Genomic DNA, 25,342 nt, shown 5'->3' on the forward strand with positions numbered 1-25,342 from the left:
TTAGAGTAAAAGGGCTATAAGAATGAGTCCATACTGTTCTTTTATGTATACATGCTCCTACTATTTCGAAATGCATAAAATGTTATGCGAAATAATGGAGGGGATACGATGTATAATTCGAATTATGATGATTGGTATAGACAGAATGATAAGCTAATTAGTGATATTGAAAAAGCTATAAACGGAGAGTATAGCGCTATAAGCTGCTATGCAAAATTAGCTAACATGGCTCCAAGTCAAGTAGAACAAAAACAAATTCTTGAGATCCGTAATGATGAAATAAGGCATTTTCATCATTTTGTACAAATCTATACAAATTTAACTGGCAGACAGCCGAAACCACAGATTACGGAAAATTGCCCTAATACGTACTTACAGGGATTAGAGTTCGCTATACAAGATGAGCAAAAGACCGTAGATTTTTACTTGGAAATTTCAGATGAAGCAGCAGATGCATCTACGAAAGAGTTATTGCGCAGAATAGCTGCAGATGAACAAAATCATGCGGTGTGGTTTTTATATTATTTTGTGAAGTCGAAGTGAGTGTTAAAAATGAATGGCTGATGTGTTGAACATATTAGAAATTATTTTAAAACGCAGTGCAATAATTGAATGAAAAACTTAAATATAAGCAGAAAGAAACCGTTTCATAAGTAGTGGGACGGTTTTTTCGCGGTGAAATACAAGTTATATAGGTATCGACAAAATATAGTAGTTGAATTTGGTATATAATGTATGAAATGAAAACGAAAATAAATAAGCCAGGAGCAAATAAATGAAAAGAGGAATTACAGTAGATATTCCAAATGAATATGATAACCTACTTTGGAAAGTGTTAAAGCCAATCGATATTACTTCATTTGATTGGTGGGTGGGGAGTGAGGAGTCGTACTTAGCGGCACGTGGTGGATTGGATGAGGCATTATTTCCAGAAGAACCAAGTATAGTGGAAGGATCAGATTTGAAAAGATTATTTAAAGGCAATATATATTATGTTATTTTTGCAGATTTAAAAGCGTATCCAAAAGGAGAGGAAGTAGTAGATATTGAAACATATGAAGAATTTAAAGAGAGTAAGTGTGAATTAGTTTTACTAGTTGCGGATTGTACATACGTCACAGTTTACGCTAAAGACCAAGAAGCGATTGAATTGATGTATGAAAACGCAATTGATCAAGGGTTTTATGTTGAATATGTTACAGACGAAAATGACGGTAGAACGCGTTTATCCGTGTGATAGGTATATAAAGGGGGAAGTAAATGAATCTCATTAACGTAAGTTTAGTTAAGAAGTTAATACAACAACAGTTTCCTGAATGGGCACATTTAGAAGTGAAACCTGTAAAGTTTAGTGGGCATGATAATAGAACGTTTCACTTAGGGGATAAGATGAGTGTAAGATTGCCAAGTGATGCGGCATATGCACCACAAGTAGAGAAAGAAAATAGTTGGCTTCCTATATTAAGTAAGGGACTTTCTTTGCCAATTTCTACACCAATTGCGAAAGGAAATCCGTCTGAAGCGTATCCATTGCCTTGGTCCATTAATAAGTGGATAGAGGGAGAAACGGTTACGAAAGAAAATGTTCGTGACTTAGATGAGTTTGCGGCGGACTTAGGCTCATTTTTAATAGAGTTACAATCAATTGATGCGAGTAACGGACCAATAGCTGGAGCACATAATTTTTACCGAGGCGGGCTTATATCTGTATACGATGAAGAAGCGAGAGATGCTATCGAAAATAATAAGGACGTTTTTGATGAGACATTATTAAAGCATCTTTGGGATTTAGCACTTAGGTCAACGTGGGACCACAAACCAGTTTGGGTTCATGGAGATGTAGCGCCAGGGAACTTACTTGTTAAAGAAGGAAAACTTTGTGCCGTAATTGATTTTGGTATATTAGGAGTGGGAGATCCTGCTTGTGATGCAGCGATGGCATGGACGTTTTTTGATAAAAGTAGTAGAAAAGTATTTAAAGAAGTATTGCATATAGATGAAGAAGCGTGGAATAGAGCGAGAGGATGGGCACTTTGGAAGGCGTTAATTACATATGATGCGAATAAGATTAGTAATAAGGAAGTGGCAGAAGAATCGTATCGTGTCATTCAAGTAATTGTTGATGAGTATGGGATGTAATAGAAAAAGCCTATTTTGAATCATGCAATCAAAATAGGCTTTTTTATTAATCGATACTTAAAGCTTTTTTACCCATTTGATTATAACTATGCTCAAATCGGGATTTTACCATTGGTTGGTCTTTTTTACCTTCTAATGGGTCATTATAGTAAATGTTACGATCATCTACACCAGTTATGATAATAGTATGTGCATTTCTGTATCCATTTACGGTTTTTCCTTGAGGTGTTTGCCAAGTGTGTTCTAGTTGCGGAGCAGTTATTCTGTTCCCTACCCACGCTACAACTGGTTTACCATTACGTACATAGCTTTCTAATACAGAGAAATCCTGTCCTGTTAAATCTGTACCTCTTGCATGCTTATCAAGTAATTGTTTCAATGGTGCTGGGTTAATAGAGTAACCATATCTTATTCCTCTTACGTCACCAACGAATCCAATGTCTGGATCACCCCAAACTGTAATTTTTCCATCTCCATTGATCTGTTGTCGCGTTGTATCAAATGGCATTTGATTAGCAAATTCTACTTTATTTAATGAACGTCCTGTGTAGTATTCTAAAAGCATTTGCAGTGAAACAACTGTACTTCCTTTTTGTAGTTCCGGTAATTGATTAATGGCAGGAACATTTAAGAGAAGCTTTGGACGTAAGAGATAAGACATATTTACCCATTTTGGACCTTTATCTGTACGAATTTGTACCCATCCGTCATCTCTCTTAGCTAATTCTTCTATGCCACCTTGTGGAGCATATTTTCCAGATACTCTAGAAGAAAAACTAGGGCTATCGTAAGCGAAAAATTCTCTCGGTATGTATGTTAGTTCTTTTCCTTCACCCTCTTTTAAGTATGGATTCATCCATTGAAGACCTTCGCTAGTGCGAATTTTTAACCAGATACTATTTTCTTCAACGACTGTTACAGTTTGAGGGGGATACTTACCAACCACGTATCCTGTTCTTGACGGTCTATCAAAGGTAACAAAATTTATATCAATATACATTTGTTTTTCTTGTAATGGTGTCCACTTTAACCCATGATCCGTAGCTATTTTAATCCATCCGTTTTCAGATTCATCAAATACAGTAACGGTTTGTGGTGCATATTCAGCAAGTATACCTGAATGAAGAGAGGATTCAGGATAAATAAAATAATTTTGTTTCATAGTAACTTGCTTTAATTTAATTTCTTTATCTTTCGATTGGTCTGTGCGGGCAACTAAACTTGCAGCTTCTGCACGGGTAATAGTGTTATCTGGATACCAATGACTACCACCATAACCCGCTGAAATACCAAGAGCAACAAGAAGATTGGCCGACTTTTCACTCCAGTGACCTTTTAAATCTTGAAATACAGTAGGTAATAGTTCAGTAGATTTTTTATCTAAGTTATATGAATGAGCAAGCATAGAAGCCATAGCAGCTCTCGTTAGCTTTCCAGAAGGATTGAAATTCCCATTACCTACTCCTTTAATAATCCCAGCTTTCTCAACTGCAGCAATATAAGGAGTAGCCCAATGGTCTTGAGAGTCCTTAAATGATGGCTTAGCTGAAGCGTCTATTTGTAAGTTTAATATTTTTGCCATGATAATTGCGGCAGAAGCTCTATCGATTTCAAGATTAGGTCCAAATGTACGGTCTGGTAAGCCAGATAAGACTTTTTTCTTTACTAAATAATCAACGGACGGCTTTGCCCAGCCCATAACATCAGGAAACTGATAGTAGTAATCGTCTTCGTCTTCGTAAATCTCCAACTGCGCATTATTTTCTTGTGTTACAGTTTCACTCACAGCTAAAGAACTAGATGGAGCGATGATAGCACCAAGTAGCAGTGCGCTTGCCATAGTTATTTTTATTGTTTTCAATTGTACATTCTCCTTTAATTTTATGTATGTTAAGTTAATGAATAAATTAACAAAAGAAAATAGTCCGTTACTAATTATATGTTTTTAATATGTATATGTAACATTACCGAAGAACATTATATGATAACTTTTGGAGATTGACAATGAAAAAGTAAGATTATTACTTGTTTAATTTTCGATCAATAAGGAGGAATTCAATATAATTATACAGAATATTTAGATAATAGGAGGTGTCGAATTTTGAGTGAAATTGAATTAAAAAGGAATGTAATTAAGACAGGGCGAGAGAAGGGGATTATTCTTCGGTTTATACTTGCTAGTTTAGTAGGGGTGTTTATGTTTTTCGTACCAGTTACGATAAATGGTGCTTCGTCCATTATGATTGATCATATCGTATCGTGGATTCGGACTTCAGTTCCTTCTGTAGTACCGTATTACGCATTACTTGTAATGATAATTGGTGCGATTTATCCATTTTATACGAAGAAATGGAATGTATCTATTGTAGATATTTGTTTTTCTATTTTAAAAATAGTAGGTGTTGTTTTTGGAGTATTATATTGTTTGAAAGTAGGACCAGCTTGGTTCTTTGCGCCAGATGTTGGACCGTTTTTGTATGAGAAGTTAGTTATATCAGTAAGTTTACTCGTACCAATTGGCTCGGCATTTTTAGCGTTATTAGTCGGGTATGGATTGCTTGAGTTTATCGGCACATTTTGTCGTCCGATTATGAGACCGTTATGGAAAACACCTGGGCGCTCAGCAATCGATGCGGTTGCTTCCTTTGTGGGGAGTTATTCGCTTGCACTTCTTATTACGAATCGCGTGTACAAAGAAGGAAAGTATACGACGAAAGAAGCAGCAATTATCGCTACAGGTTTTTCTACAGTATCCGCTACATTTATGATCATCATCGCAAAAACATTAGACATTATGCATTTATGGAATGTTTATTTTTGGACTACTCTTGTTGTAACATTCATCGTGACCGCTATCACCGTAAGAATCCCGCCTCTTAGTAGAAAACCAGATACATACATTACGAAAGAAGGGTTCCCAGAGCCTGTTTATAAAGAAAAAATGCTAGAACGTGCTTGGGAAGATGCATTAGAAGTGTCAAAATCTGCACCGGGCATTATGAAAAATATCGCAGTGAACCTAAAAGACGGATTTATAATGACGATGGGAATATTACCATCGATTATGTCAGTAGGACTAATTGGCATCGTCTTAGCAAAGTTTACGCCAATATTTGATTGGATTAGTTATATTTTTTATCCATTTACATGGGCTTTACAGCTTCCAGAAGCGGAACTAGCTGCTAAAGCGGCATCCGTTGGTATCGCAGAAATGTTTTTACCTTCTCTTTTAGTTGTAAGTGCACCGCTTGTAACAAAGTTTGTCATTGCGGTTGTTTCGGTATCATCTATATTGTTTTTCTCAGCTTCCATTCCTTGTATTTTATCGACAGACATTCCGTTAAAAGTATCGGAACTTATTATTCTCTATGTACAAAGAACGATATTAACGTTGCTAATTATTACGCCGATTGCTTATTTGTTACTTTAAACATGTAGCGTTAAGTTTCTGAAGTTATGCCATTTTCTGATTATTCAAATCAGAAAATGGCATAACGTTAATTATGTTCCAAAGTAACTCTAGATGATTTTTTCATAAATAACGTATTAGCTAAGTATATAATTATACCGATATTTGTGATTAAAACTCCTGCGAGTAGAAAAACTTTATCCATAGGGCTAAAAGTGAACCTAATGTAGGTGAAATAACCATAGCGCCGTGCACCATTGTAATTACTTTTTCCATTAATATTGCAGGGGTTTAGATTTGAAGTAAGTAACTATAGCATACAGAGATAGAAGTGATAAATATACCAATAAAAACCAAAATGATTAACCATAAAAATAATTGCTCGATAAAAGGCCGAACCGTTTAAGATATTCATTTTTTTTATTGTATTTCCCCATTTTCCAATGGTTATAGCTCCGACTAAAGCACCTAACCTATCAAATAAAAATATGACAAAAAATACTATAGCGTTAAAAAGTGTTAAAGCTTTCTTGGACCAAATAAAAACAAAGCCTTCGCGGAAATTGTCCCCAAACCCACTGACTAAAGCATCACTTTATCGTAAAACATAGGTTTGTGAAATGTTTTTAATCCATTCTTATTATTAAGTAACGATTTGATATTACTTTAGCTTTGAATATTCCTTGACGGGAATATTCCTATTTGGGTATAATCGATTCAACAGGAAAATAATATTAGTGATGATATTGATGTGTTATAACCGGAGACCATCACTTAACGAGGTGAGTGATATGTCGGGGAAAATTCCGGGTGTGAATATGACGACGTTGAGCGCTTTATCTGAACCGAATCGTATGAATATCGTTGAACTCTTGCGTGACGGTCCCTTAACCGTTGGGGAAATCGCCGAACATTTGGGATTAAGGCAACCACAAACTTCGAAACATTTAAAAGTGTTAAGCGATACAGGGATTGTGGAAGTGCAGGCTGAAGCTAATCGCCGGATTTATAAGCTCCGACCTGAGCCTTTCCAAGCACTGGATTGTTGGGTGCAGTCATTTAAGCGTGTGATGGAAGAGCGATTCGATAATTTAGATGAGTATTTGAAGGAATTGCAAAACAAGGAAAAGTCATAAAATCAGTTCATATTTAAGGAGGAATTAAAATGTCAAACAATACAATGGTATCGAGAGTAGAGAACGATCGGGTATTAGTACTGGAGCGCGTTTTCGATGCGCCGCGTGATCTTGTATTCAGTATGTTTAAAGAGGCAGAGCATTTGAAACACTGGTGGGGACCAAGGGGCTGGGAAGTTCCTGCATGCACTGTCGACTTCCGTCCGGGAGGCGTTTGGCACTACTGTATGAAGTGTGTTGATCAGAACCTGGGGCAATTTTTTGGTATGGAATCATGGGGCAAAGGAATTTATAAAGAGATTATTGAGCCAGAGAAAATTGTCTACACCGATTACTTTTCGGATGCTGAAGGCAATGTAAATGATTCTATGCCGTCAACCGAGATGACATTGGAATTCATCGATTTAGGTGGAAAGACAAAGCTAATAAACCGTGCAGAATATGTTTCCGAAGAAGCTCTTAAGACTGTTATGGACATGGGCATGCTACAAGGTATCACCGAAACTTGGGATCGTTTGAACGAGCGATTGGAGTCGCTGAAATAGATTTTTGTACCACAACTTTATTTTCGGTGATAATTAGATGTAAGTGTATGGAGTTTAATAAAAATTGTTTATAAAGGAGCGTTAAAATAAATGATTAATAATGTTGGTCAAATCATGTTGTATGTAAATAACCAAGATGAAGTGAAGGAATTCTGGACAGAAAAAGTAGGATTTATTGTAATTTCAGAGGAAGATAACGGTCAAGGAATGCGATGGATTGAAATTGCTCCAACTAAAGAAGCTGAAACAAGTATTATTCTCCATAATAAGGAGCTAATTGCTAAAATGCAGCCGGAGTTAAATCTTGGTACACCTTCTTTAATGTTCTTCTCAAAAGAATTCGATAGTTTATATAGTGATTTAGTAAACAAAAACGTTACAGTCGGAGAAATTGTAAATATGCCTTCAGGTAGAATATTTAATTTTGCAGATAGCGAAAATAATTATTTTGCAGTAATGGAAAAGAAGTAAGTTTCAATTCAATTTATGAGTGCGATGCTTGAATAAAGGCATCGCATTTTTTATTTTAAAAATATATTATATTCCTTAACATAAATATAATTTTATATTCCTATATAACGATTAAATATTAATAGAGTATGATATAGTTACAACAAAGGGGGCTTAAAAATGGAAGTAATTCACGAAAGAGCAAAGTTACGGTTAATGGATAGCAATGATGTCGAAAAAATGTTTTCAATCGTGGAAGGAAATCGAGACATTTGGGCGTATTTAATCTCTAAAATGGATACTGTTCAAGATATGCAGCAATATGTTCAAAAGGCGATAAAAGCTTATGGGGCAGGGAAGGATTTACCATTTGTTGTTGTGGATCAAAAGACGAATGAAATAGTAGGGAGTACACGCCTATATAACATTTCAGTGGAAGATAAGACGGTAGAATTAGGGAAAACGTGGTATGACCCAAGTGTGCAACGTACGAGTATGAATACAGAATGTAAGTACATGTTATTACAATATGCTTTTGAAAAGTTGCATATGCGGAGAGTACAAATTAAGACGGATGCACGAAATGAAAAAGCACAAAGAGCAATTGAAAGACTCGGCGCAGTAAAAGAGGGTGTACTTAGAAACGAAAGAAAATTACCGAGTGGGCATGTTAGAGATGCAGTTGTATACAGTGTTATTGCAAGTGAATGGCCAGCCGTAAAGGAACGGTTATTAGAAAAATTAGAATCGTATAAAGAAAAACGATAATTTATATTAAGAAAGGTGTATTGATCGTCTAGTTGAAAAATATACCTTTTTTCTTACAAAACAGTTACTTCTTTTATTTACTTTTGTTTCATCATTCCATTATGATAAAAAATTCGTTACAATGTAGTTGTATGGTAATAAACTTATAAATTACATAAATGTAATGAAAACCGCAAACGAAAAATGAATTGATAATCCTCAATTTTAAATGAAAACCCTTTAATGAATATATATGACAAGAAAAATTCCTTCTTTTAAACAAATTCAAACAAAATGATTTGATATATACGTTTTTATATAGAAGTATGGATGATGTGCGGAGGCAGTTATAAATGAAAGAAAATAAGAAGAGTAAGAAAAGAAGAATCTTGCAAGTATTCTTGCTTATGATTTGTTCTATTATTTTATATGTAAGTTATGCAGCTTACGATATTTGGAGTTATCGCTTTAAAACAGATGATGGAATGAAGACAGATGCTGGTATCGTGCTGGGAGCAGCTTCATGGAACGGAAAACCATCTCCTGTATTTAAAGAGAGAATTAATCATGCAATTTCATTATATAAGAACGGTAATATTAAAAAGATTATTTTCACAGGTGGTACAAAGTTTGAGGCAGAGCTTGAAGAAGCTCGTACTGCTAGAGTGTATGCAATGAAACATGGTGTAAAGGAAGAGGATATTTTAATTGAAACAAAATCCCTTTTCACAGAGGATAATTTGAAGAATGCAAAGCAAGTTGGAATAGAGAACGGAATACGCACATATACGATTGTAAGTGATCCACTTCATATGAAACGTGCGATGAGAATTGCAAAACATATTAAAATTGAAGCGTATGCATCACCAACTCCAACGTCAGCGTATAAAACGTTAGATACAGAGATTCCATTCTTTTTTAAAGAATTATGCTCGTATATTGGATATGTAACCTCATTGCCATTAAAGGCATTGAAAGGAGATTAATATAAGGAAAGAACCTATCTTTAATAGGGGATTTTCTTATTGTTCAAAAACATTGTATTTTTATCGGAATAGTGAAACAATAGAGAGGTAGCTTCATATAATCATAATGACAAAATGAACGGTTTATGAATCGAACATAAAAGGAGATTATAGTATGGCACTCTCATTTGTTGAAACAGAAGAACAATCTTTAATTATTGAACAAATAAATAAATTGATTCCGAAGTTCATGGAAAGGGAGCATCAACTAAGTGAATTAGGAGCATTTCCGTATGAAAATATTAATAATTTGAAAGATATCGGATATACGAAATTAACGTTGCCAAAAGAAGTGGGAGGCAATGCGATTTCTTTATATGACTTCGTTTTATTTCAAGAGAAAATAGCAGAAGGTTGCGGTGCTACCGCATTATCGATTGGATGGCATCTTGGCATCGTAAAAGAGTTAGCTGAAAATCATTCTTGGAATGAAGAAATGTTCACTTGGTTTTGTGAAGAAGTGCGTAATGGCGCGCTTTTTAATAGAGCTGCAACAGAACCGAATACGGGGAGTCCTACGCGCGGCGGGAAACCAGAGACGTTAGCTGTCCAAAAAGGTGAGAAGTGGATTATAAATGGAAGAAAAACGTTTACGACAATGGCACCAGTACTTGATTATTTTATCATTTCAGCAAGTATTGAAGGCCGAGAAGAAATCGGAGAGTTTGTTATTCCGAAGAATACGATAGGCGTAACAATTGAAGAAACGTGGGATAGTATCGCAATGCGAGGAACTGCGAGCCATGATCTCGTTTTACAAAATGTAGAGATAGAGAACCGCTTTTTTACGGATGTATGGGGCGGGAAAGTGAAACAAAAGGGTATTGGCTGGTTGCTACATATACCAGCATGTTATTTAGGAATTGCGCAATCAGCAAGAAATTATGCAGTTCAGTTTGCGGTATCATACAAGCCAAACAGTTTAAATCATTCTATAAGTTTATTACCAAATGTTAGAAGATTAGTTGGAGAATTAGAACTTGAGCTTATGCAAGCTCGCGTCTTTTTATATCAAATTGCGAAAAAATACGATGAGGCAGAAGATAAATTATTATTGCAAGCCGAACTAGCAGCAGCGAAATATGTTGTCACGAACGCGGCAATATCTATTGTAGATAAAGCAATGCGCATCGTAGGCGCGAAAAGTTTATCAGAAAAAAATCCGCTTCATCGCTATTATTTAAACGTCAGAGCAGGACTACACAATCCGCCGATGGATGATGCAACACTATCTATGCTGGCGGATGCGGCGTTTCGGTCGTAATGAAGAAATATAAAGTCTGTTCCGTTCTGGAGCAGACTTTTTGTTGTCGGTGAATTGATACTCTATGTTGAATCATTGATATATTTAGAGTTGAGACAGATATATTCGAAAAATCATTGATATAATTCCATGTAGTATGTCATTGTTCAAAGGAGAGAAAGCTCTCGTTTTACAAAATAAAAAGGCTACCCTTTTGATAAGAGGATAGCCTTTTTATTTTGTTCTATTGGGGTTGCACTTCAAGATTCATACTACTTTCAGAACCGTCTTGATTATGTGCAAATAATGAATAATCACCTGGTAAAGGATTGGCGATGAGTGAACGTAAAGTAAAGGATTTACTTTCATTTGGCTGTAACGTGTATTTTACTAAACGATCTTCTTTGAATTTAATTGAATAAGTAAAACTGTTTGTACCAGTATTTTTAATTGTAATATGTAAGTCACCTTGGCCGCTAAAGTCAAAACCAGTACCTGTGCCACCTCTGAATACAGTTGAATTATTAAATGAAGATGAATGAAATGTTCGGATTTCTTCTTTATTGCTTGATGAAAGGGTAACTGTTTCTGTTTCTATACTTGAAGTTGAGGAATCTAGTTTTGTATTTGGTTTTGTTAAAAAAGTAATCGCGCAAAGTGATGTAATTACAATAAATGAACTAGAGATAACGAACTGTTTTTTTGTAAGAAGCATATATGTATCTCCTTTTATAAAAATATAATAATGTATAATCCCAAGAAAAACATAACATATATGACATTTATTATCAATTTGAAAAATCTTTCTTTTCATTCTTCTTTTTATAGTTTTATAGTGGAATGCTATGTTTCTTATTTCACCTACTGTATAATAAGAAAAAAGCACGAAAAGAGGTTATCTCATGCTAGAGATTATTGCAACTTGTTTAGAAGATGTGAAGCGAATTGAAAAGGCTGGTGGAAATCGAATTGAACTCATTTCATCATATACAGAAGGTGGTTTAACACCGAGCTATGCTTTTATAAAAAAAGCAGTAGAAGCAGTGCAAATACCAGTTCATGTTATGATTCGTCCGCATGCAAAGTCTTTTACATATACGGAAGAAGAAATTGAAATGATGAAAGAAGATATTGTAGTTGCTCAAAATCTAGGGGCTGCTGGTGTTGTATTAGGTGTGTTAAATGAACAAAATGAAGTTGATGAAGAGCAACTAGCAGATTTATTATCTGTTGTAGATGGAATAAATGTAACGTATCACCGTGCGATAGATGATACAGAAAATCCAGTAGAAGCGATGAAAGTTTTGAAGAAATTCAATAAAGTTACTCACGTGTTAACTTCAGGTGGACAAGGAAATGTAGTAGATAATATTCCGGTACTTACAGAGATGCAAAAGGAAAGTGAAGGGAATATACAGCTTGTTGTCGGAAGCGGAGTAACGAAAGAGAATGTAAAACAATTGCTAGATGAGACTGGAATTACGCAGGCACATGTAGGTACAGCGGTTAGAGAAGATAAGTCATGTTTTTCTGAAATTGACCTAAAGTTAGTACAAGAATTAGTTGAAATAATAAAGTAAATATGTAAGAAAGAGGAGAGACGATGAAGACAAATACGAAGAAAGAATTGATCTCATGGATTAAAACGATAGGTATTACACTTGCGATTGCCTTTATCGTTCGCGGGGTGCTATTTACGCCGTCATTAGTACAAGGTGAGTCGATGATGCCAACTTTAGAAAATAATGAGCGAGTTCTCGTTAATAAGATTGGTTATAGTATAAACGGATTAGAACGTTTTGACGTTATCGTCTTCCATGGAAAAGAAGGGTACGATTTAGTAAAACGAGTAATTGGTTTACCAGGTGATACAGTTGAGTATAAAGATGATGTTTTATATGTAAACGGAAAAGCGATGGAAGAACCGTATTTAAAAGAATTTAAAGAAAAGGCAGCGGGCCGTGTATTAACTCCAGACTTTACGTTAGAACAAATCACAGGGAAAACGAAAGTACCAGAAGGCCAAGTATTTGTTTTAGGAGATAATCGTGAAGTTTCAAAAGACGGTCGTATGTTTGGGTTTATTTCAGAAGATGAAATTGTCGGAAAAGGACAAGCTGTTTTCTGGCCGTTGAAACAAGTGAGAGCGTTATAAAGCAAAAAAAGTATGGGAGAAATATAATCTTCCATACTTTTTTTGTGTCCTACTTATTTAAATTTTTGGTTTTGCTATAATTTGAACTTTTGAAAGAGAACCATCATTATTTCTAAATTTAATCTTGTATTCACCGTCAGGAAGCCAATCACTCCAATTTATACTGAACTCACTTATAGCTTGTTCTCCAGGTTTTAAAGTTCCGTCAATCATCCAAGAACCTTTAGCGTTATATAAAGTGTAATTAAAAGGAGAATCACCTATATTTTTCACAAAAACACTTAAGTCATTCTCATTAGAATAGTCAAATCCAGAATTACTTGATCCAAAAAAATGAATTTCTTCATTCGCTATATTATGATTTTGAGCGATTGGAGAGTTTGAATGAGTATCTTCATTTGTAGCAAATGTTACATTATAACCTATACAAAAAGATAACATAATTGCAGGGATTACTAGCAGTTTTTTCAAAAGAAACACTCCTTATATTTTATTGTACATATACTATAATAAATAAACATATTAAAAATGTAATAACTTAATGTGAAAATTTACAAATGTATTTAATTATTTACGTTTTTTAAATTACTGACAAAATATATCGGATAATATACGCGAAAAATATATTGATAGAATTGAAAGAATATTTTATAATTTTAAATTATATGTTTGTTTCGAAAAACGGAATTGAAGTTCCGAAATTCGGAACGAAAAGGAGATAGGATGAGTATAAATAAAACGGCAGTTAAGACAATGGATATTTTAGAGTTGTTTTATGAGCATGAGGAGCTAAGTTTGACAGAGATGGTTCAGCTTACGAATATGCCGAAAACATCTGTTTATCGTTTAATTGGTTCGTTAGAAGAAATGGACTTTTTACAAAAAACAGAAAAGGGCAAGTATCGTCTCGGAGTCGTTTTTTTACGATTTGGTCAACTTGTTTCCCAAAGGTTATCCGTAAGAAATATTGCGATTCCTTATATGAAAGAGCTTAGGGATAGTTTAGGGCAAGCAGTAAATTTAATTATTCAAGATGGTAATGACGCAATTTACGTTGAGAAGATGGAAGGAGTTCAGCCAGTACGTGTTTATACGGCGGTTGGAAGAAGAGCACCGCTTTATGCGGGGGCATGTCCGAGAATTTTACTATCGTATTTTTCTGAGGAAGAGAAAAGAAAGTACGTAGAGGAAACGGATTTAAAGCAGTTTGCAGATGGAACGATTGTGAATAAGGAGCATTTACTAGAAGTGTTACATATGGCAAAACAAGCTGGATATACAATTAGTTATTCTGAATTAGAAAATCATACAGCGGCTATAGCAGCTCCAATTTTTGCAAGTGATGGAACGGTTGTAGCAGGCATTAGTATTTCGGGATTGGCAATTGAGTATAGCGAAAGTAACATTACGTATTTTACTGCGAAAGTGAAAGAAACAGCGAACCGCATTTCGAAAGAACTCGGCTTTTTGGCATAGAAAGAGGGAGTGGGATGAAATTTTCTGCGTTAGGGGATCAAGCAATTATTGTTACATTTGGTGAAGAAATTGGGATGGATATATACGAAAAAGTACAACGACTATTTCAAGCACTGCAGCAACATCCGTTTGCAGGAATGGTTGAATGTGTTCCGTCGTTTACTTCATTAGCGGTTTATTACAATTTATACGAAGTATGGAAGGAAAATGATAGAAATATAAGACCATATGATTACGTTTGCCAGTTTATACGGGAGCTGTGTGATTCTTATAAAGAAGAAGTGAACCGAGATGTGAAACATATTTCTATACCAGTGTGTTACGGGGGAGAATATGGACCTGATTTAGAAGAGGTTGCACATTATCAAGGATTACAAGTAGAGGATGTTATTCGAATACATAGTGAAACAACATATTTCGTGTATATGTTAGGCTTTACGCCAGGCTTCCCTTATTTAGGGGGATTATCAAAAGAACTAGAAACACCTAGAAAAGAAACACCACGGTTACAAATTGCTCCTGGCTCAGTAGGGATTGGCGGAAATCAAACGGGTATTTATCCGCTTGAAACACCAGGAGGATGGAATATTATCGGCCGAACACCTATTTCTCTATTTAATCCAAAAGAAGAAACACCAACATATATTCAAAGTGGTATGTATTTACGATTTATACCAATAACACAGGAAGAGTACGTATCGCTTGAGGGGGCTAAAGAATGGATGTAGAGGTTTTGCATGCAGGAATGTTTACAACAGTCCAAGATTTAGGACGATCTCATTATCAACAATACGGTGTACCTGTTGGCGGTGCTATGGATAAGAATGCGCTCAGGATAATTAATATGTTAGTAGGTAATGAAGAGAATGAGGCGGGACTCGAAATTACAATAATGGGACCTAAATTGTTAATAAAGAAAACGACATTGCTCGCAATTGGCGGTGCAGATATGGAACCGTTATTAAATGGAGAGCGCATTCCATTATGGCGCCCTATATTAGCTGAAGAAGGAAGCATGCTTTGCCTCGGAAAAGCGAAAAGCGGTTGCAGAGCATATGTGACTTTTGCGGGCGGTATAAATATTGATTGTACGATGGGAAGTAAAAGTACTTACATACGTGCTGCTCTTGGCGGTATCGAAGGGAGAATGCTGAAAAAAGGAGATTATTTTCAAATTGGTACAGGGGCAGAAGTTGCGAGTCGTTTCATTCAAAACTTACAAGAAGAAGCGCGTATAAAAACGAAGTGGGCAATTTGTAATGACGCTTTACCAAAATATAAGAAGCATCCTATTCTTCGCGTCATAACAGACTTTGAATATGATCAATTTACAGAAGAAAGTATAAAGGCGTTTTTTTCGAAAGAGTATAAAGTATCCAATTATGCTGATCGAATGGGATATAGGCTTGACGGAGATGTTTTAAATAGAGCTGAAGAGATAGAAATTTTATCGAGCCCCGTTACATTCGGAACAATTCAAGTACCGAATGGTGGACAGCCTATTATATTAATGGCGGATAGACAAACGACAGGTGGTTATCCGAGAATTGGAAATGTAATTTCAGTAGATTTACCTCTTCTAGCGCAGCTGAAACCAGGAGACTATGTAACTTTTGAAAAAATAACTATGGAAGAAGCTGCACAATTGTATATAGAACAGGAAACAAGTATGAGTCTATTAAAGAAATTCATCGCTTTACGAAGCTAAGATTAGGAGGAAAGCATCGTGACTACGATCGATTTAAACTGTGATTTAGGAGAAAGTTTTGGAGCTTATAAAATGGGGAATGATGATGAAATTCTTCCGTTCGTTTCCTCTATAAACGTTGCTTGTGGTTTTCATGCGGGTGATCCGTCCGTTATGAGGCAAACGGTTGAAAAAGCCCTGCAGCAAAATGTAGCAATAGGGGCACACCCTGGATTTCCTGATTTAATTGGATTTGGAAGAAGGAACATGCATGTTTCAGCAAGTGAAGTATACGATTATGTTTTATATCAAATTGGCGCATTAGAAGGATTTGTTAAAGCTGCTGGAGGGAAAATGCAGCATGTAAAACCGCACGGTGCCTTATATAATATGGCGGCAACTAATTCGGAAATTGCAGATGCAATCGCAAAGGCAATTTATCATATTAACCCTAGATTATTACTTTACGGATTAGCGAATAGTGAGGCGTTTATAAAGGCAGCAGAAAAATATAATATAACTCTCGTACAAGAAGCTTTTGCTGATCGTACGTATAAGCAGGATGGAACGTTAACGAGCCGTACAGAAGAAAATGCTCTTATAAAAAATGAAGATGAAGCGATAAAACAAGTGCTTCAAATGGTAAAGGAAGGGTATGTAGAAGCTGTTAATGGAGGAAAAGTAGCAGTTCAGGCGCAAACGATATGTTTACACGGTGATGGGGAGAAAGCAGTCCAATTTGCGGAGAAAATATACAGAACATTCGAACTTAACGGTGTTTCTATAAATGCACCGAAATAAAGTGAAACTTTAATCAGTGGGGAGGTTCATCCCCCACTGATTATTAGCCCGTACCAATCGGGCGTTTATGGGCAGCCCGACTCCCATCAAAATTTCTTTGCCCCAGCCGAATTTTGAGGTGGGAGTTTTACTGCCCGTTAATGCGGGATAAAAAATGAGGGGAAGTGCTGGAAATGATTAAATTAATTGGGATACTACTTGTTGCAGTTGGGTTTTTATTTAGATTAAATACACTGTTAGTAGTAATGGTTGCAGGTATTGTTACTGGTATGGTTTCAGGCTTAAGTTTTTATGATGTAATCAGCATGTTCGGTAAATTTTTCATAGAAAACAGATATATGTCTATGCCAATCATATTAACTTTACCGGTAATCGGAATTTTAGAGCGTTATGGTTTAAAAGAAAGGGCAGAAGCGCTTATAACGAAATCAAAAGGCGCAACAACTGGAAGAGTATTAATGTCATATTTTACGATAAGAGAATCATCAGCAGCACTTGGACTGAATATTGGTGGGCATGCGCAAACAGTAAGACCACTTGTTGCGCCAATGGCAGAAGGAGCTGCGCAAGGTAAATATGGTAAACTCCCTGAAAAATTGAGAGAAAAGATTAAAGCAAACGCAGCAGCCGCGGAAAATACAGCTTGGTTTTTCGGAGAAGATATTTTCATCGCAACTGGAGCCATTTTATTAATGAAAGGATTCTTCGATTCAGTAGGTATGCATGTCGGTGTATGGGATATGGCGCTTTGGGGAATTCCAACTGCGATATCTGCCCTTATTGTGAGCTGGATTAGGTTTAGAAGGTTTGATAAGTATATAGAGAAAACAATGAAAGCAGAAGAAAAACAAGAGAAGGAGGCTATATAAGATGAACATCATAACAATGGATACAATTTATTATGTATTAGGTATAATCGTTGCATTTATTGCCGTTCGTATTGCATTTGATCGTGAACATCCAAACCGATTTGGTTCTAGCTTATTTTGGGCATTGTTTGCAGTTACATTCATATTCGGAAATGTAATACCTTCGTTTTACGTTGGTTGTATTGTGCTCGCTATGGTCGTGTTAGCTTCATTGAATAAAGTAACAAAATCCGAGGAGAAAGAAGTACCAGTACAAGAACGTGTGAAACATGCAGAGAAATTAAAAAATAAAATTTTTATGCCTGCAATATTAATACCTATTTTTACAATTATCGGAACGTTAACGTTAGGAAAAATCAAATGGGGAAATGTCGCACTTGTTGATCCTGATAAAGTAACATTAGTTGCATTAGCGTTAGGGGCATTACTCGCATTCATTGCGGCGATGCGTATTACAAAAGCGAAAATAACAACGCCTGTTCAAGAAGGAAGTAGGTTACTACAGGCTGTCGGGTGGGCAGTTATTTTACCACAAATGTTAGCAGCACTTGGCGGTATTTTCGCGAAGTCTGGCGTAGGACAAGTCGTTTCGGATCTAGTCGGACAAGTGTTACCGACAGAGTATCCATTCGTTGCTGTTATGGCGTATTGTTTAGGAATGATGCTATTTACAGTCGTAATGGGGAATGCATTCGCAGCATTTGCTGTAATCACTGGCGGAATCGGCTTACCTTTAATTGTACAAATGCACGGAGGAAACCCAGCAATTATGGCAGCACTAGGTATGTTTGCTGGATATTGCGGAACGCTGCTTACTCCAATGGCGGCAAACTTTAATATCGTACCTGCGATGCTTTTAGAACTGAAAGATAAAAATGCAGTCATTAAAGCGCAAGTACCAATTGCTCTTTCCATTTTCATTATCAATATGTTTATTATGTACGGCCTCGTATATCGTTTCTAATTAGGAGAGTGAAACTATGAAAACAGTATTATTAACAGGATTTGATCCGTTCGGCGGAGAAAGCATCAACCCAGCTTGGGAAGTAGCAAAAAGTCTACATGAAAAAACAATTGGAGAGTACAAGATTATAAGTAAGCAAGTTCCGACGGTATTTCATAAATCGATACAAGTATTAAAAGCATATATAGAAGAGCTGTCGCCCGACATTATTATATGTATTGGACAAGCTGGGGGCAGATCAGATATTACGATAGAACGTGTAGCAATTAACGTTGACGATGCAAGAATTGCTGATAATGAAGGAAATCAGCCGGTGGATATGCCGGTTGTAGAAGAAGGACCTATTGCGTATTGGTCTACACTTCCGATGAAAGCAATTGTGAAAAAACTTCGTGAAGAAGGTATACCGTCGTCTGTTTCACAAACGGCAGGTACATTTGTTTGTAATCATTTATTCTATGGACTCATGCACGAACTAGAGAAGAATGATAAGAAAATAAAAGGCGGATTTGTTCATATTCCGTTCTTACCAGAGCAAGCGAGCAACTATCCAGGTCAACCGAGTATGTCACTTTCTACTATTAGTAAAGGTATAGAATTGGCAATTGAGGTAGCGATGGAAGTTGAGGTGGATATTGTGGAAATTGGGGGTACGACGCATTAAATAATAGTAGATTAAAGAGGGCTGATGCAGCCCTTTTTGTGTGTTTGTATTTTGTAATTGAAGACGCAGTATAGAATATAAAGGGAAAGGTTGCAATGGGAGTATTCTAACAAATATGGAATTGTTCCGAATAAAAGGAAACTTTTTAGATAGTTTCTTAATGATGTAGAATTTTCGTCTATATGAATGGATAAACAGTTAAGTTCTGATAAACTCAAAGACATACAAAGTAATGATTTTAAAATGGTGTGATAAAAAATATCACACCATTTTTATGTAAAACAAACAGAGTGAATTTTTGCCATTAGTAAAGTATAACTGGGTAAGAGATAATCAGCAGAATTGTTAATTGTACTATGATTTTTCAAAACTGATAAATTTAAATATAAGTACGGTAAGAATGCAATATTTATCTAACTTTTACAAAAAAGAGTAACCCGCTTGGCTACTCTTCACATAGAAACTTGTATTTGTTCATTTCAATAAGAGACCGTTATTGAAGTCCCTTCATGAAATTTTGGATTTTTGATGATAATGTAAACAGCAGGATGCTAACTAAAATGGAGATAGCACCAATAACACCAAAGTAAATTGCTTCTGTTGCAGGATTATACAGTTTAACAACTTGGGCATTTATTGCTTGCGCAGACGCAGTTGATAAGAACCATAAGCTCATGGTTTGCGAAGAGAAAGCAGCTGGAGCCAGCTTCGTCGTTATTGATAACCCTGAAGGAGATAAACAAACTTCTCCAATTACAATTAAAAAGAAGCTAAGGACTAACCACATAGGATTCACTAAAGAGTGAGTACCGTTGATTAAAGCCGGAATAATCATAACTAAGAATGATAAACCTGCAAATAGCAATCCAATAGCGAATTTTTTTGCCGTTGAAGGCTGCTTCTTGCCTAACTTTATCCAAACCCATGCAAAAATCGGGGCAAGCGTTACGATAAAGATTGGACTTAATGATTGGAACCAAGCGGAATGCAATGTAATTCCATTGAACTGTAATTGAGTTCGTTGATCCGCGTATGTCGCTAAGATAATAGCACCTTGTTCTTGTATAGACCAAAATATTGTAGCTGCAATAAAGAGTGGTATATACGCAAGAAGACGAGATTGCTCTACTTTTGTTGTTTTAGGACTACGATACATATAAATGAAATAATAGGCTGGAATAACAATCCCTAAGATACTAATCAGGAATGTAAAACGATTTATAGTTAACAACCCAGTTGGAATTGTAACCACACCTAGCAATGTTAATACAACCAGACCAACACTGAAATACTTAATAGTCTTTTTTCTTTCCGAATCTGATAATGGATTAGGTACTTGCGTACCGACTAGACCAAGGTTTTTCTGTTTTGTTCCAACAAATACCCCTAACCCAATTGCCATACCAATTGCCGCAACTCCAAAACCAAGGTGGAAATTATATTGCTGACCTAATGTTCCGACAACTAAAGGTGCAAGTAAGGCACCTAAGTTAATACCCATGTAGAATATACTGAACCCTGAGTCACGACGCGCATCTGTCTCACTGTATAAACTTCCTACGATGTTCGATATGTTAGGCTTTAACAACCCTGTTCCTAGAACTAAGAAGACCATAGAGATAAATAACGCACTTTTACTACCCGGTAAAGCTAAAATAAGATGGCCAATCATAATTAAAACGCCACCAAAGAATACGGTTTTACTTGGACCAAATAAACGATCCGATATCCATCCACCGATAATACTAGACATGAACAGTAAGGAACCGTAAATTGCCATTATCGAGGTTGCGGTAGATTGATCAATGCCTAATCCACCTTTTGCGACCGAATAGTACATATAATACAGTAAAATAGCTCTCATTCCGTAATGAGAAAACCTTTCCCAAAACTCAGTGAAGAATAAAGAGAATAATCCTTTTGGATGCCCAAAAAATCCTGTTTGAGGAATACTTTGAACAAGTTCGTTTTTTTCTTTCATAATGTTAATATTACCCCTTGTTAATTTTTGATATTATACAAGTATAACTTAAGGGGCTTCCAGTAGTCCATAACTATCTAAGCCTACCGATGAAGAAAAGCAGCCTTCTGGCTGCTTTCTAAATGATAACTTTATTTTAATTGAACAGTAGTTATCTTTGAAAATTTAATTCCGCTCAAAAAGTTTGGGTTTAATTCATGCAATGAAGTAAGTAAAATGAATTATACAACACCTTCTGTAAACAACTGGTATAATAAGTATAGCAATATATATAGAGGTGATTTTTGTGCAATTTGAAGAAGTACGTTCGATATTAGAAAAAGCAAAGAAAATTACGGTGTTAACAGGTGCTGGTGCAAGCACAGAAAGTGGTATCCCAGATTTTCGTTCAGCAAATGGATTGTATGCTGATGCGAATGTGGAGATGTACTTATCAAGAGGATACTATAACCGAAGTCCGAAAGAATTTTGGAAGCATTATAAAGAAATATTTCAAATTAATACGTTTCATCAATATAAACCAAATCGTGGGCATCGTTTTTTAGCTGAGCTAGAAGAACGAGGGAAAGACATAACGATATTAACGCAAAATATTGATGGTTTGCATCAAGTAGGTGGAAGTAAACATGTAATTGATTTACATGGAACACTTCAAACTGCGCATTGTCCGAAGTGTAAAACGGGATATGATTTACAATATATGATTGATCATGAAGTGCCGCGTTGTGAAAAATGTAATTTCATTCTAAATCCAGATGTTGTTTTATACGGAGATACGTTACCTCAATATCAAAATGCGATCAAACGTTTATATGAAACAGATGTACTTCTCGTAATGGGAACGTCACTGAAAGTACAGCCTGTCGCTTCATTCCCAGAAATTGCAAAGAGGGAAGTGGGAGCAACAACCATTTTAGTAAATGAAGAACTAACAGGGCAAGAATATAATTTTGATTTTGTTTTTCAAAATAAGATTGGTGAATTTGCCAAAGGGCTATCTTCGATTAAATAAGTTTTTGTTTTCGTAAAGAAACTGAGGTGACTGATGTCCACCTCAGTTTTTTGTATGCATTATATTCATGTTATTACGTATTAAGGGGAATGGTAATAAATAGGTTGTAAAATACAAAAACTGAAAATTAAATCTTTTCTTTCTTTTGTAACTAATATAAAATTCTATATATATCATATAAATAAATTTAATACATAATGATTTTTGCGCAGAAATGTTAAAAGAATGAAGCGAGGGAGCAAAATGAGACAGAAAAAGGAGAAGCAGAAACAGTCGAAAAAGAAAAAGACTCATATTCCTTTTCGGTTAAATGTACTATTTTTTATCGTTTTTCTTTTATTTTCAGCTATTATTATTCAATTAGGTAAAGTACAAATTATTGACGGAGAAACGTATCGAAATGAAGTGAATAAAAAGGAAGATGTAACGGTGAGTACTCCAGTTCCGAGAGGGAAGATGTTTGACCGGGAAGGGAAAGTTATTGTAAATAATAAACCGTTACGAACTGTTACATATACGAAGATGAAAGGAGTGGACTCAAAAGAGGTTTTAATAGTGGCAAGAAATTTAGCAAAGCTAATCGAAATGCCGCAAGAAGAAATGGACAAGTTAACAGAGACAGATAAAAAAGATTTTTGGATGCAGTTAAACGAAAAACGTGCAGCAACAAAAGTAACGAAAGAAGATGAGAGTAAATTTAGGAAACAGGAAATCGAAGGAAAAGAATTAGACAAAAAAGTAGAAGAGTTGAGACGAGAAAGAATTACACAGGAAGAACTAAACGAGCTTTCGAAAGAGGATATAGAAGTACTAGCAATTAAAAGCAAAATGAATGCGGGATATAAAATGACGCCACAAATCGTCAAAAAAGATGTAAGTCAAAATGAATATGCAGTAGTGAGTGAAAGACTATCGATTTTGCCAGGCGTAGATACGACTGTGGATTGGGAGCGTGAATACCCAAATGACAAAATACTACGTTCCGTACTTGGTAGTGTTTCGAGTGAGAATGAAGGATTACCAAGGGAACAATTAGACTACTATTTAGTACGAGATTATAACCGAAATGATCGTATCGGTAAGAGTTACATCGAAAAACAATACGAAGATGTGTTACATGGAATGAAAGAACAGTCCAAAAATATTACTGATAGAGCTGGAAATATTATTCGGACTGAAAAAGTGACACAAGGAAAAAGTGGAAATAATTTAATGTTAACAGTTGATATGGATTTACAGAAAAAGGTGGAGGAAAGTCTTGAAAGGAATTTAAGGGCATTCCATTCTTCTGAACCGATGATGGATCGTGCATTCGTCGTTATGATGAATCCGAAAAATGGTCAAATTCTATCATTAGCAGGAAAGAAAATTGTAAATAAAGACGGCGGGATGCAAATAGAAGACTACGCTTTAGGAACGATGATAAGCTCGTATGAGTTAGGATCGACGGTGAAAGGAGCTACGGTATTAGCTGGATATCAAGCAGGAGCGATTAAGCCATTTACGCATTTCTTTGATGCGCCAATGTACTTTAAAGGAAGTTCGAAGCCGAAGAAATCTTGGAAAGACTTTGGAGATATTGATGATTTAAGAGCTTTGCAAGTTTCATCGAACGTATATATGTTCAATACAGCTTTAAAAATGGCAGGTATTGATTATGTACCAAACAACCCGTTAGATATTAAACAAGAAACATTCAATAAAATGCGCTATTACTTTAGACAATTTGGTTTAGGTGTGTCTACTGGCATTGACTTGCCAAATGAATCGATGGGTCAAATGGGTAGAACTGATACTATACCTGGTTTTTTACTTGATTACGCGATTGGACAATATGATACATATACGCCACTGCAGCTTGCTCAATATATTTCAACGATTGCAAATGGCGGTTACCGAATGAAACCACAAATTGTACAAGAAATTAGAGAGCAACCAAATAGACCCGAGGAAGTGGGAAAAGTTATACAATCGATGGAACCAGTCGTGTTAAATCGAGTGGATATGGACCTTTCATATATAAATCATGTGAAAGAAGGATTTAGAAGGGTTTTCCAAGAGGCAGATGGGACCGGTACTGGAACTTTTAAAGGACTACCTTATAAACCGGCTGGAAAAACAGGAACAGCAGAGACAGTGTACGGTGGAGAGAGTGATATTGGAAGAGATGAAAACAACTATCGAAAAAAATGTTATAATTTAACTCTCGCCGGGTATGCGCCATATGACGCTGATCCGGAAGTCGCTTTTTCTGTTGTTGTGCCATGGGTAAATAATGATAAATCAGGTATTAATTCTACAATTGGTAAAGAGATTTTGGATGCATATTTTGATTTGAAAACGCAGAGATCGGGTGCAAGTCCAGTCCCAGTAGCACAATAGCCGAATAAGGCACAGTAAAAAACTTCAAATTGTAGTATATCACTGCGCAAATGAACAGGTGCAGTGATATATTTTTGAGTTGAAAAGTGTTTTGATAAGGTGGGAATGGATATGAAAGAGGAGATTAAGAGAGGTTGGGGAAAATACATACTATTTATATTTGTCATGGTAGTAACGTACCAGTCTTTTACTTTATGTAAGGTGGAAGGAAAATCGATGCAGCCGACTTTACATGAAGAAGACTACGTATTTGTAAATAAAGCTGCTGTACATTTTTCTAGCTTACAGCACGGAGAAATCGTCATTATTAAGGAAGAGGATGAGTCGAAATATTATGTGAAACGCGTAATAGGACTTCCTGGTGACATAATTAACATAACGAATGGAACTGTATACGTAAATGACAAAAAGCAAAATGAACCTTATATAAATAAAGATTTATATAATAATACACAAGTGTTTTACAATTTTCAAAAGACAAAGATTCCGCCAAATAAGTTATTTGTAATGGGAGACAATCGTGAACAAAGTAAGGATAGTCGAAATGGTTTAGGTTATATTGAAGAAGATAATATAATAGGAAAAGTGGAATTTGTGTACTATCCTTTTTCGAAAATGAAGATCATAGAATAAGTGGGGGATGGACAAAGCCCCCAC

The 25,342-nt window shown here is 35.8% G+C and carries 26 protein-coding genes; 22 read left to right on the top strand and 4 right to left on the bottom strand.

Annotation, left to right across the window (positions count from 1 at the left end):
• The first annotated feature begins 108 nt into the window (after nucleotides 1-108).
• The 3 genes from Q3V31_RS15590 to Q3V31_RS15600 all read left to right on the top strand — a co-directional run bounded on the left by Q3V31_RS15590 (nucleotide 109) and on the right by Q3V31_RS15600 (nucleotide 2,139).
• A complete protein-coding gene (locus Q3V31_RS15590; protein ID WP_090813628.1) occupies nucleotides 109-543 on the top strand; it encodes a ferritin-like domain-containing protein in 435 nt (144 codons plus the stop codon).
• Nucleotides 544-775: 232 nt separating this feature from the next.
• Nucleotides 776-1,237 (top strand): DUF2691 family protein, encoded by a 462-nt coding sequence (locus Q3V31_RS15595; RefSeq protein WP_000820208.1) that lies wholly within the window; start codon nucleotides 776-778, stop codon nucleotides 1,235-1,237.
• 23 nt (nucleotides 1,238-1,260) lie between these two features.
• Nucleotides 1,261-2,139, top strand: a complete 879-nt coding sequence (locus Q3V31_RS15600) for an aminoglycoside phosphotransferase family protein (protein ID WP_001049142.1) — start codon at nucleotides 1,261-1,263, stop codon at nucleotides 2,137-2,139.
• Nucleotides 2,140-2,185: 46 nt separating this feature from the next.
• Here Q3V31_RS15600 and Q3V31_RS15605 read toward each other — a convergent pair whose 3' ends face one another.
• On the bottom strand, nucleotides 2,186-4,000 hold the full coding sequence (locus tag Q3V31_RS15605; RefSeq protein WP_016129809.1) for an S-layer homology domain-containing protein: 1,815 nt from the start codon (nucleotides 3,998-4,000) through the stop codon (nucleotides 2,186-2,188).
• A gap of 240 nt (nucleotides 4,001-4,240) precedes the next feature.
• On the opposite strand from Q3V31_RS15605, the gene Q3V31_RS15610 reads away from it, so the two are divergent.
• The 7 genes from Q3V31_RS15610 (at nucleotide 4,241) to Q3V31_RS15640 (ending at nucleotide 10,715) form a co-directional block, all read left to right on the top strand.
• Nucleotides 4,241-5,569: a YjiH family protein gene (locus tag Q3V31_RS15610; RefSeq protein ID WP_001289381.1), complete on the top strand. Its 1,329-nt coding sequence runs from the start codon at nucleotides 4,241-4,243 to the stop codon at nucleotides 5,567-5,569.
• A gap of 770 nt (nucleotides 5,570-6,339) precedes the next feature.
• Complete coding sequence (locus Q3V31_RS15615) at nucleotides 6,340-6,684, top strand: ArsR/SmtB family transcription factor (protein WP_000014568.1); 345 nt, start codon at nucleotides 6,340-6,342, stop codon at nucleotides 6,682-6,684.
• Nucleotides 6,685-6,713: 29 nt separating this feature from the next.
• Entirely contained in the window at nucleotides 6,714-7,229 is a 516-nt protein-coding gene (locus Q3V31_RS15620; protein WP_000069876.1) for an SRPBCC family protein, read from the top strand.
• Nucleotides 7,230-7,319: 90 nt separating this feature from the next.
• Nucleotides 7,320-7,700 carry a VOC family protein gene (locus Q3V31_RS15625; protein ID WP_000609551.1) on the top strand — a complete coding sequence of 127 codons (381 nt, stop codon included), beginning with the start codon at nucleotides 7,320-7,322 and terminating at the stop codon, nucleotides 7,698-7,700.
• Nucleotides 7,701-7,859: 159 nt separating this feature from the next.
• Nucleotides 7,860-8,447, top strand: a complete 588-nt coding sequence (locus Q3V31_RS15630; protein WP_000452000.1) for a GNAT family N-acetyltransferase — start codon at nucleotides 7,860-7,862, stop codon at nucleotides 8,445-8,447.
• Nucleotides 8,448-8,779: 332 nt separating this feature from the next.
• Nucleotides 8,780-9,412 carry a YdcF family protein gene (locus Q3V31_RS15635; protein WP_000662233.1) on the top strand — a complete coding sequence of 211 codons (633 nt, stop codon included), beginning with the start codon at nucleotides 8,780-8,782 and terminating at the stop codon, nucleotides 9,410-9,412.
• Between the two features lie 154 nt (nucleotides 9,413-9,566).
• Entirely contained in the window at nucleotides 9,567-10,715 is a 1,149-nt protein-coding gene (locus Q3V31_RS15640) for an acyl-CoA dehydrogenase family protein (protein WP_001218373.1), read from the top strand.
• A gap of 223 nt (nucleotides 10,716-10,938) precedes the next feature.
• Here the strand turns inward: Q3V31_RS15640 and Q3V31_RS15645 are convergent, their stop codons facing one another.
• Nucleotides 10,939-11,409: a hypothetical protein gene (locus Q3V31_RS15645; RefSeq protein ID WP_090813656.1), complete on the bottom strand. Its 471-nt coding sequence runs from the start codon at nucleotides 11,407-11,409 to the stop codon at nucleotides 10,939-10,941.
• Nucleotides 11,410-11,596: 187 nt separating this feature from the next.
• Here Q3V31_RS15645 and Q3V31_RS15650 point away from each other — a divergent pair, with 187 nt between their 5' ends.
• Nucleotides 11,597-12,274, top strand: coding sequence for a copper homeostasis protein CutC (locus Q3V31_RS15650; protein ID WP_000889676.1), 678 nt, complete (start codon nucleotides 11,597-11,599; stop codon nucleotides 12,272-12,274).
• A gap of 23 nt (nucleotides 12,275-12,297) precedes the next feature.
• A complete protein-coding gene (gene lepB / locus Q3V31_RS15655; protein WP_000856369.1) occupies nucleotides 12,298-12,849 on the top strand; it encodes a signal peptidase I in 552 nt (183 codons plus the stop codon).
• Between the two features lie 57 nt (nucleotides 12,850-12,906).
• Here the strand turns inward: lepB (Q3V31_RS15655) and Q3V31_RS15660 are convergent, their stop codons facing one another.
• Nucleotides 12,907-13,320 carry a hypothetical protein gene (locus Q3V31_RS15660; RefSeq protein ID WP_000735603.1) on the bottom strand — a complete coding sequence of 138 codons (414 nt, stop codon included), beginning with the start codon at nucleotides 13,318-13,320 and terminating at the stop codon, nucleotides 12,907-12,909.
• 252 nt (nucleotides 13,321-13,572) lie between these two features.
• On the opposite strand from Q3V31_RS15660, the gene Q3V31_RS15665 reads away from it, so the two are divergent.
• The 7 genes from Q3V31_RS15665 (at nucleotide 13,573) to pcp (ending at nucleotide 19,310) form a co-directional block, all read left to right on the top strand.
• Complete coding sequence (locus Q3V31_RS15665) at nucleotides 13,573-14,325, top strand: IclR family transcriptional regulator (protein ID WP_016129804.1); 753 nt, start codon at nucleotides 13,573-13,575, stop codon at nucleotides 14,323-14,325.
• Nucleotides 14,326-14,339: 14 nt separating this feature from the next.
• Complete coding sequence (gene pxpB, locus Q3V31_RS15670; RefSeq protein ID WP_016129803.1) at nucleotides 14,340-15,053, top strand: 5-oxoprolinase subunit PxpB; 714 nt, start codon at nucleotides 14,340-14,342, stop codon at nucleotides 15,051-15,053.
• On the top strand, nucleotides 15,044-16,033 hold the full coding sequence (locus Q3V31_RS15675; protein ID WP_090813626.1) for a 5-oxoprolinase subunit C family protein: 990 nt from the start codon (nucleotides 15,044-15,046) through the stop codon (nucleotides 16,031-16,033). Before pxpB ends, Q3V31_RS15675 begins: the two co-directional genes overlap by 10 nt.
• A gap of 18 nt (nucleotides 16,034-16,051) precedes the next feature.
• Nucleotides 16,052-16,813, top strand: coding sequence for a 5-oxoprolinase subunit PxpA (pxpA, locus tag Q3V31_RS15680; RefSeq protein WP_016129802.1), 762 nt, complete (start codon nucleotides 16,052-16,054; stop codon nucleotides 16,811-16,813).
• Between the two features lie 173 nt (nucleotides 16,814-16,986).
• The gene (locus Q3V31_RS15685; RefSeq protein WP_000593391.1) at nucleotides 16,987-17,682 is read left to right on the top strand and encodes a DUF969 domain-containing protein; all 696 of its coding nucleotides are present in this window, start codon (nucleotides 16,987-16,989) and stop codon (nucleotides 17,680-17,682) included.
• Nucleotide 17,683: 1 nt separating this feature from the next.
• Nucleotides 17,684-18,646, top strand: a complete 963-nt coding sequence (locus tag Q3V31_RS15690) for a DUF979 domain-containing protein (protein ID WP_001021645.1) — start codon at nucleotides 17,684-17,686, stop codon at nucleotides 18,644-18,646.
• Nucleotides 18,647-18,662: 16 nt separating this feature from the next.
• The gene (pcp, locus tag Q3V31_RS15695) at nucleotides 18,663-19,310 is read left to right on the top strand and encodes a pyroglutamyl-peptidase I (RefSeq protein ID WP_000859723.1); all 648 of its coding nucleotides are present in this window, start codon (nucleotides 18,663-18,665) and stop codon (nucleotides 19,308-19,310) included.
• A 493-nt stretch (nucleotides 19,311-19,803) separates the two neighbouring features.
• Here pcp and Q3V31_RS15700 read toward each other — a convergent pair whose 3' ends face one another.
• Nucleotides 19,804-21,291, bottom strand: coding sequence for a peptide MFS transporter (locus Q3V31_RS15700; protein ID WP_000660283.1), 1,488 nt, complete (start codon nucleotides 21,289-21,291; stop codon nucleotides 19,804-19,806).
• 286 nt (nucleotides 21,292-21,577) lie between these two features.
• On the opposite strand from Q3V31_RS15700, the gene Q3V31_RS15705 reads away from it, so the two are divergent.
• From Q3V31_RS15705 to lepB (Q3V31_RS15715), 3 genes are all read left to right on the top strand, one after another.
• The gene (locus Q3V31_RS15705) at nucleotides 21,578-22,303 is read left to right on the top strand and encodes an NAD-dependent protein deacylase (protein ID WP_001159149.1); all 726 of its coding nucleotides are present in this window, start codon (nucleotides 21,578-21,580) and stop codon (nucleotides 22,301-22,303) included.
• A gap of 243 nt (nucleotides 22,304-22,546) precedes the next feature.
• Complete coding sequence (locus tag Q3V31_RS15710) at nucleotides 22,547-24,685, top strand: peptidoglycan D,D-transpeptidase FtsI family protein (protein WP_001249178.1); 2,139 nt, start codon at nucleotides 22,547-22,549, stop codon at nucleotides 24,683-24,685.
• Nucleotides 24,686-24,796: 111 nt separating this feature from the next.
• Nucleotides 24,797-25,318, top strand: a complete 522-nt coding sequence (gene lepB, locus Q3V31_RS15715; RefSeq protein ID WP_000656819.1) for a signal peptidase I — start codon at nucleotides 24,797-24,799, stop codon at nucleotides 25,316-25,318.
• The last annotated feature ends 24 nt before the right edge of the window (nucleotides 25,319-25,342 follow it).

Source organism: Bacillus nitratireducens (assembly GCF_036320425.1).
GTDB classification, from domain to species: domain Bacteria; phylum Bacillota; class Bacilli; order Bacillales; family Bacillaceae_G; genus Bacillus_A; species Bacillus_A nitratireducens.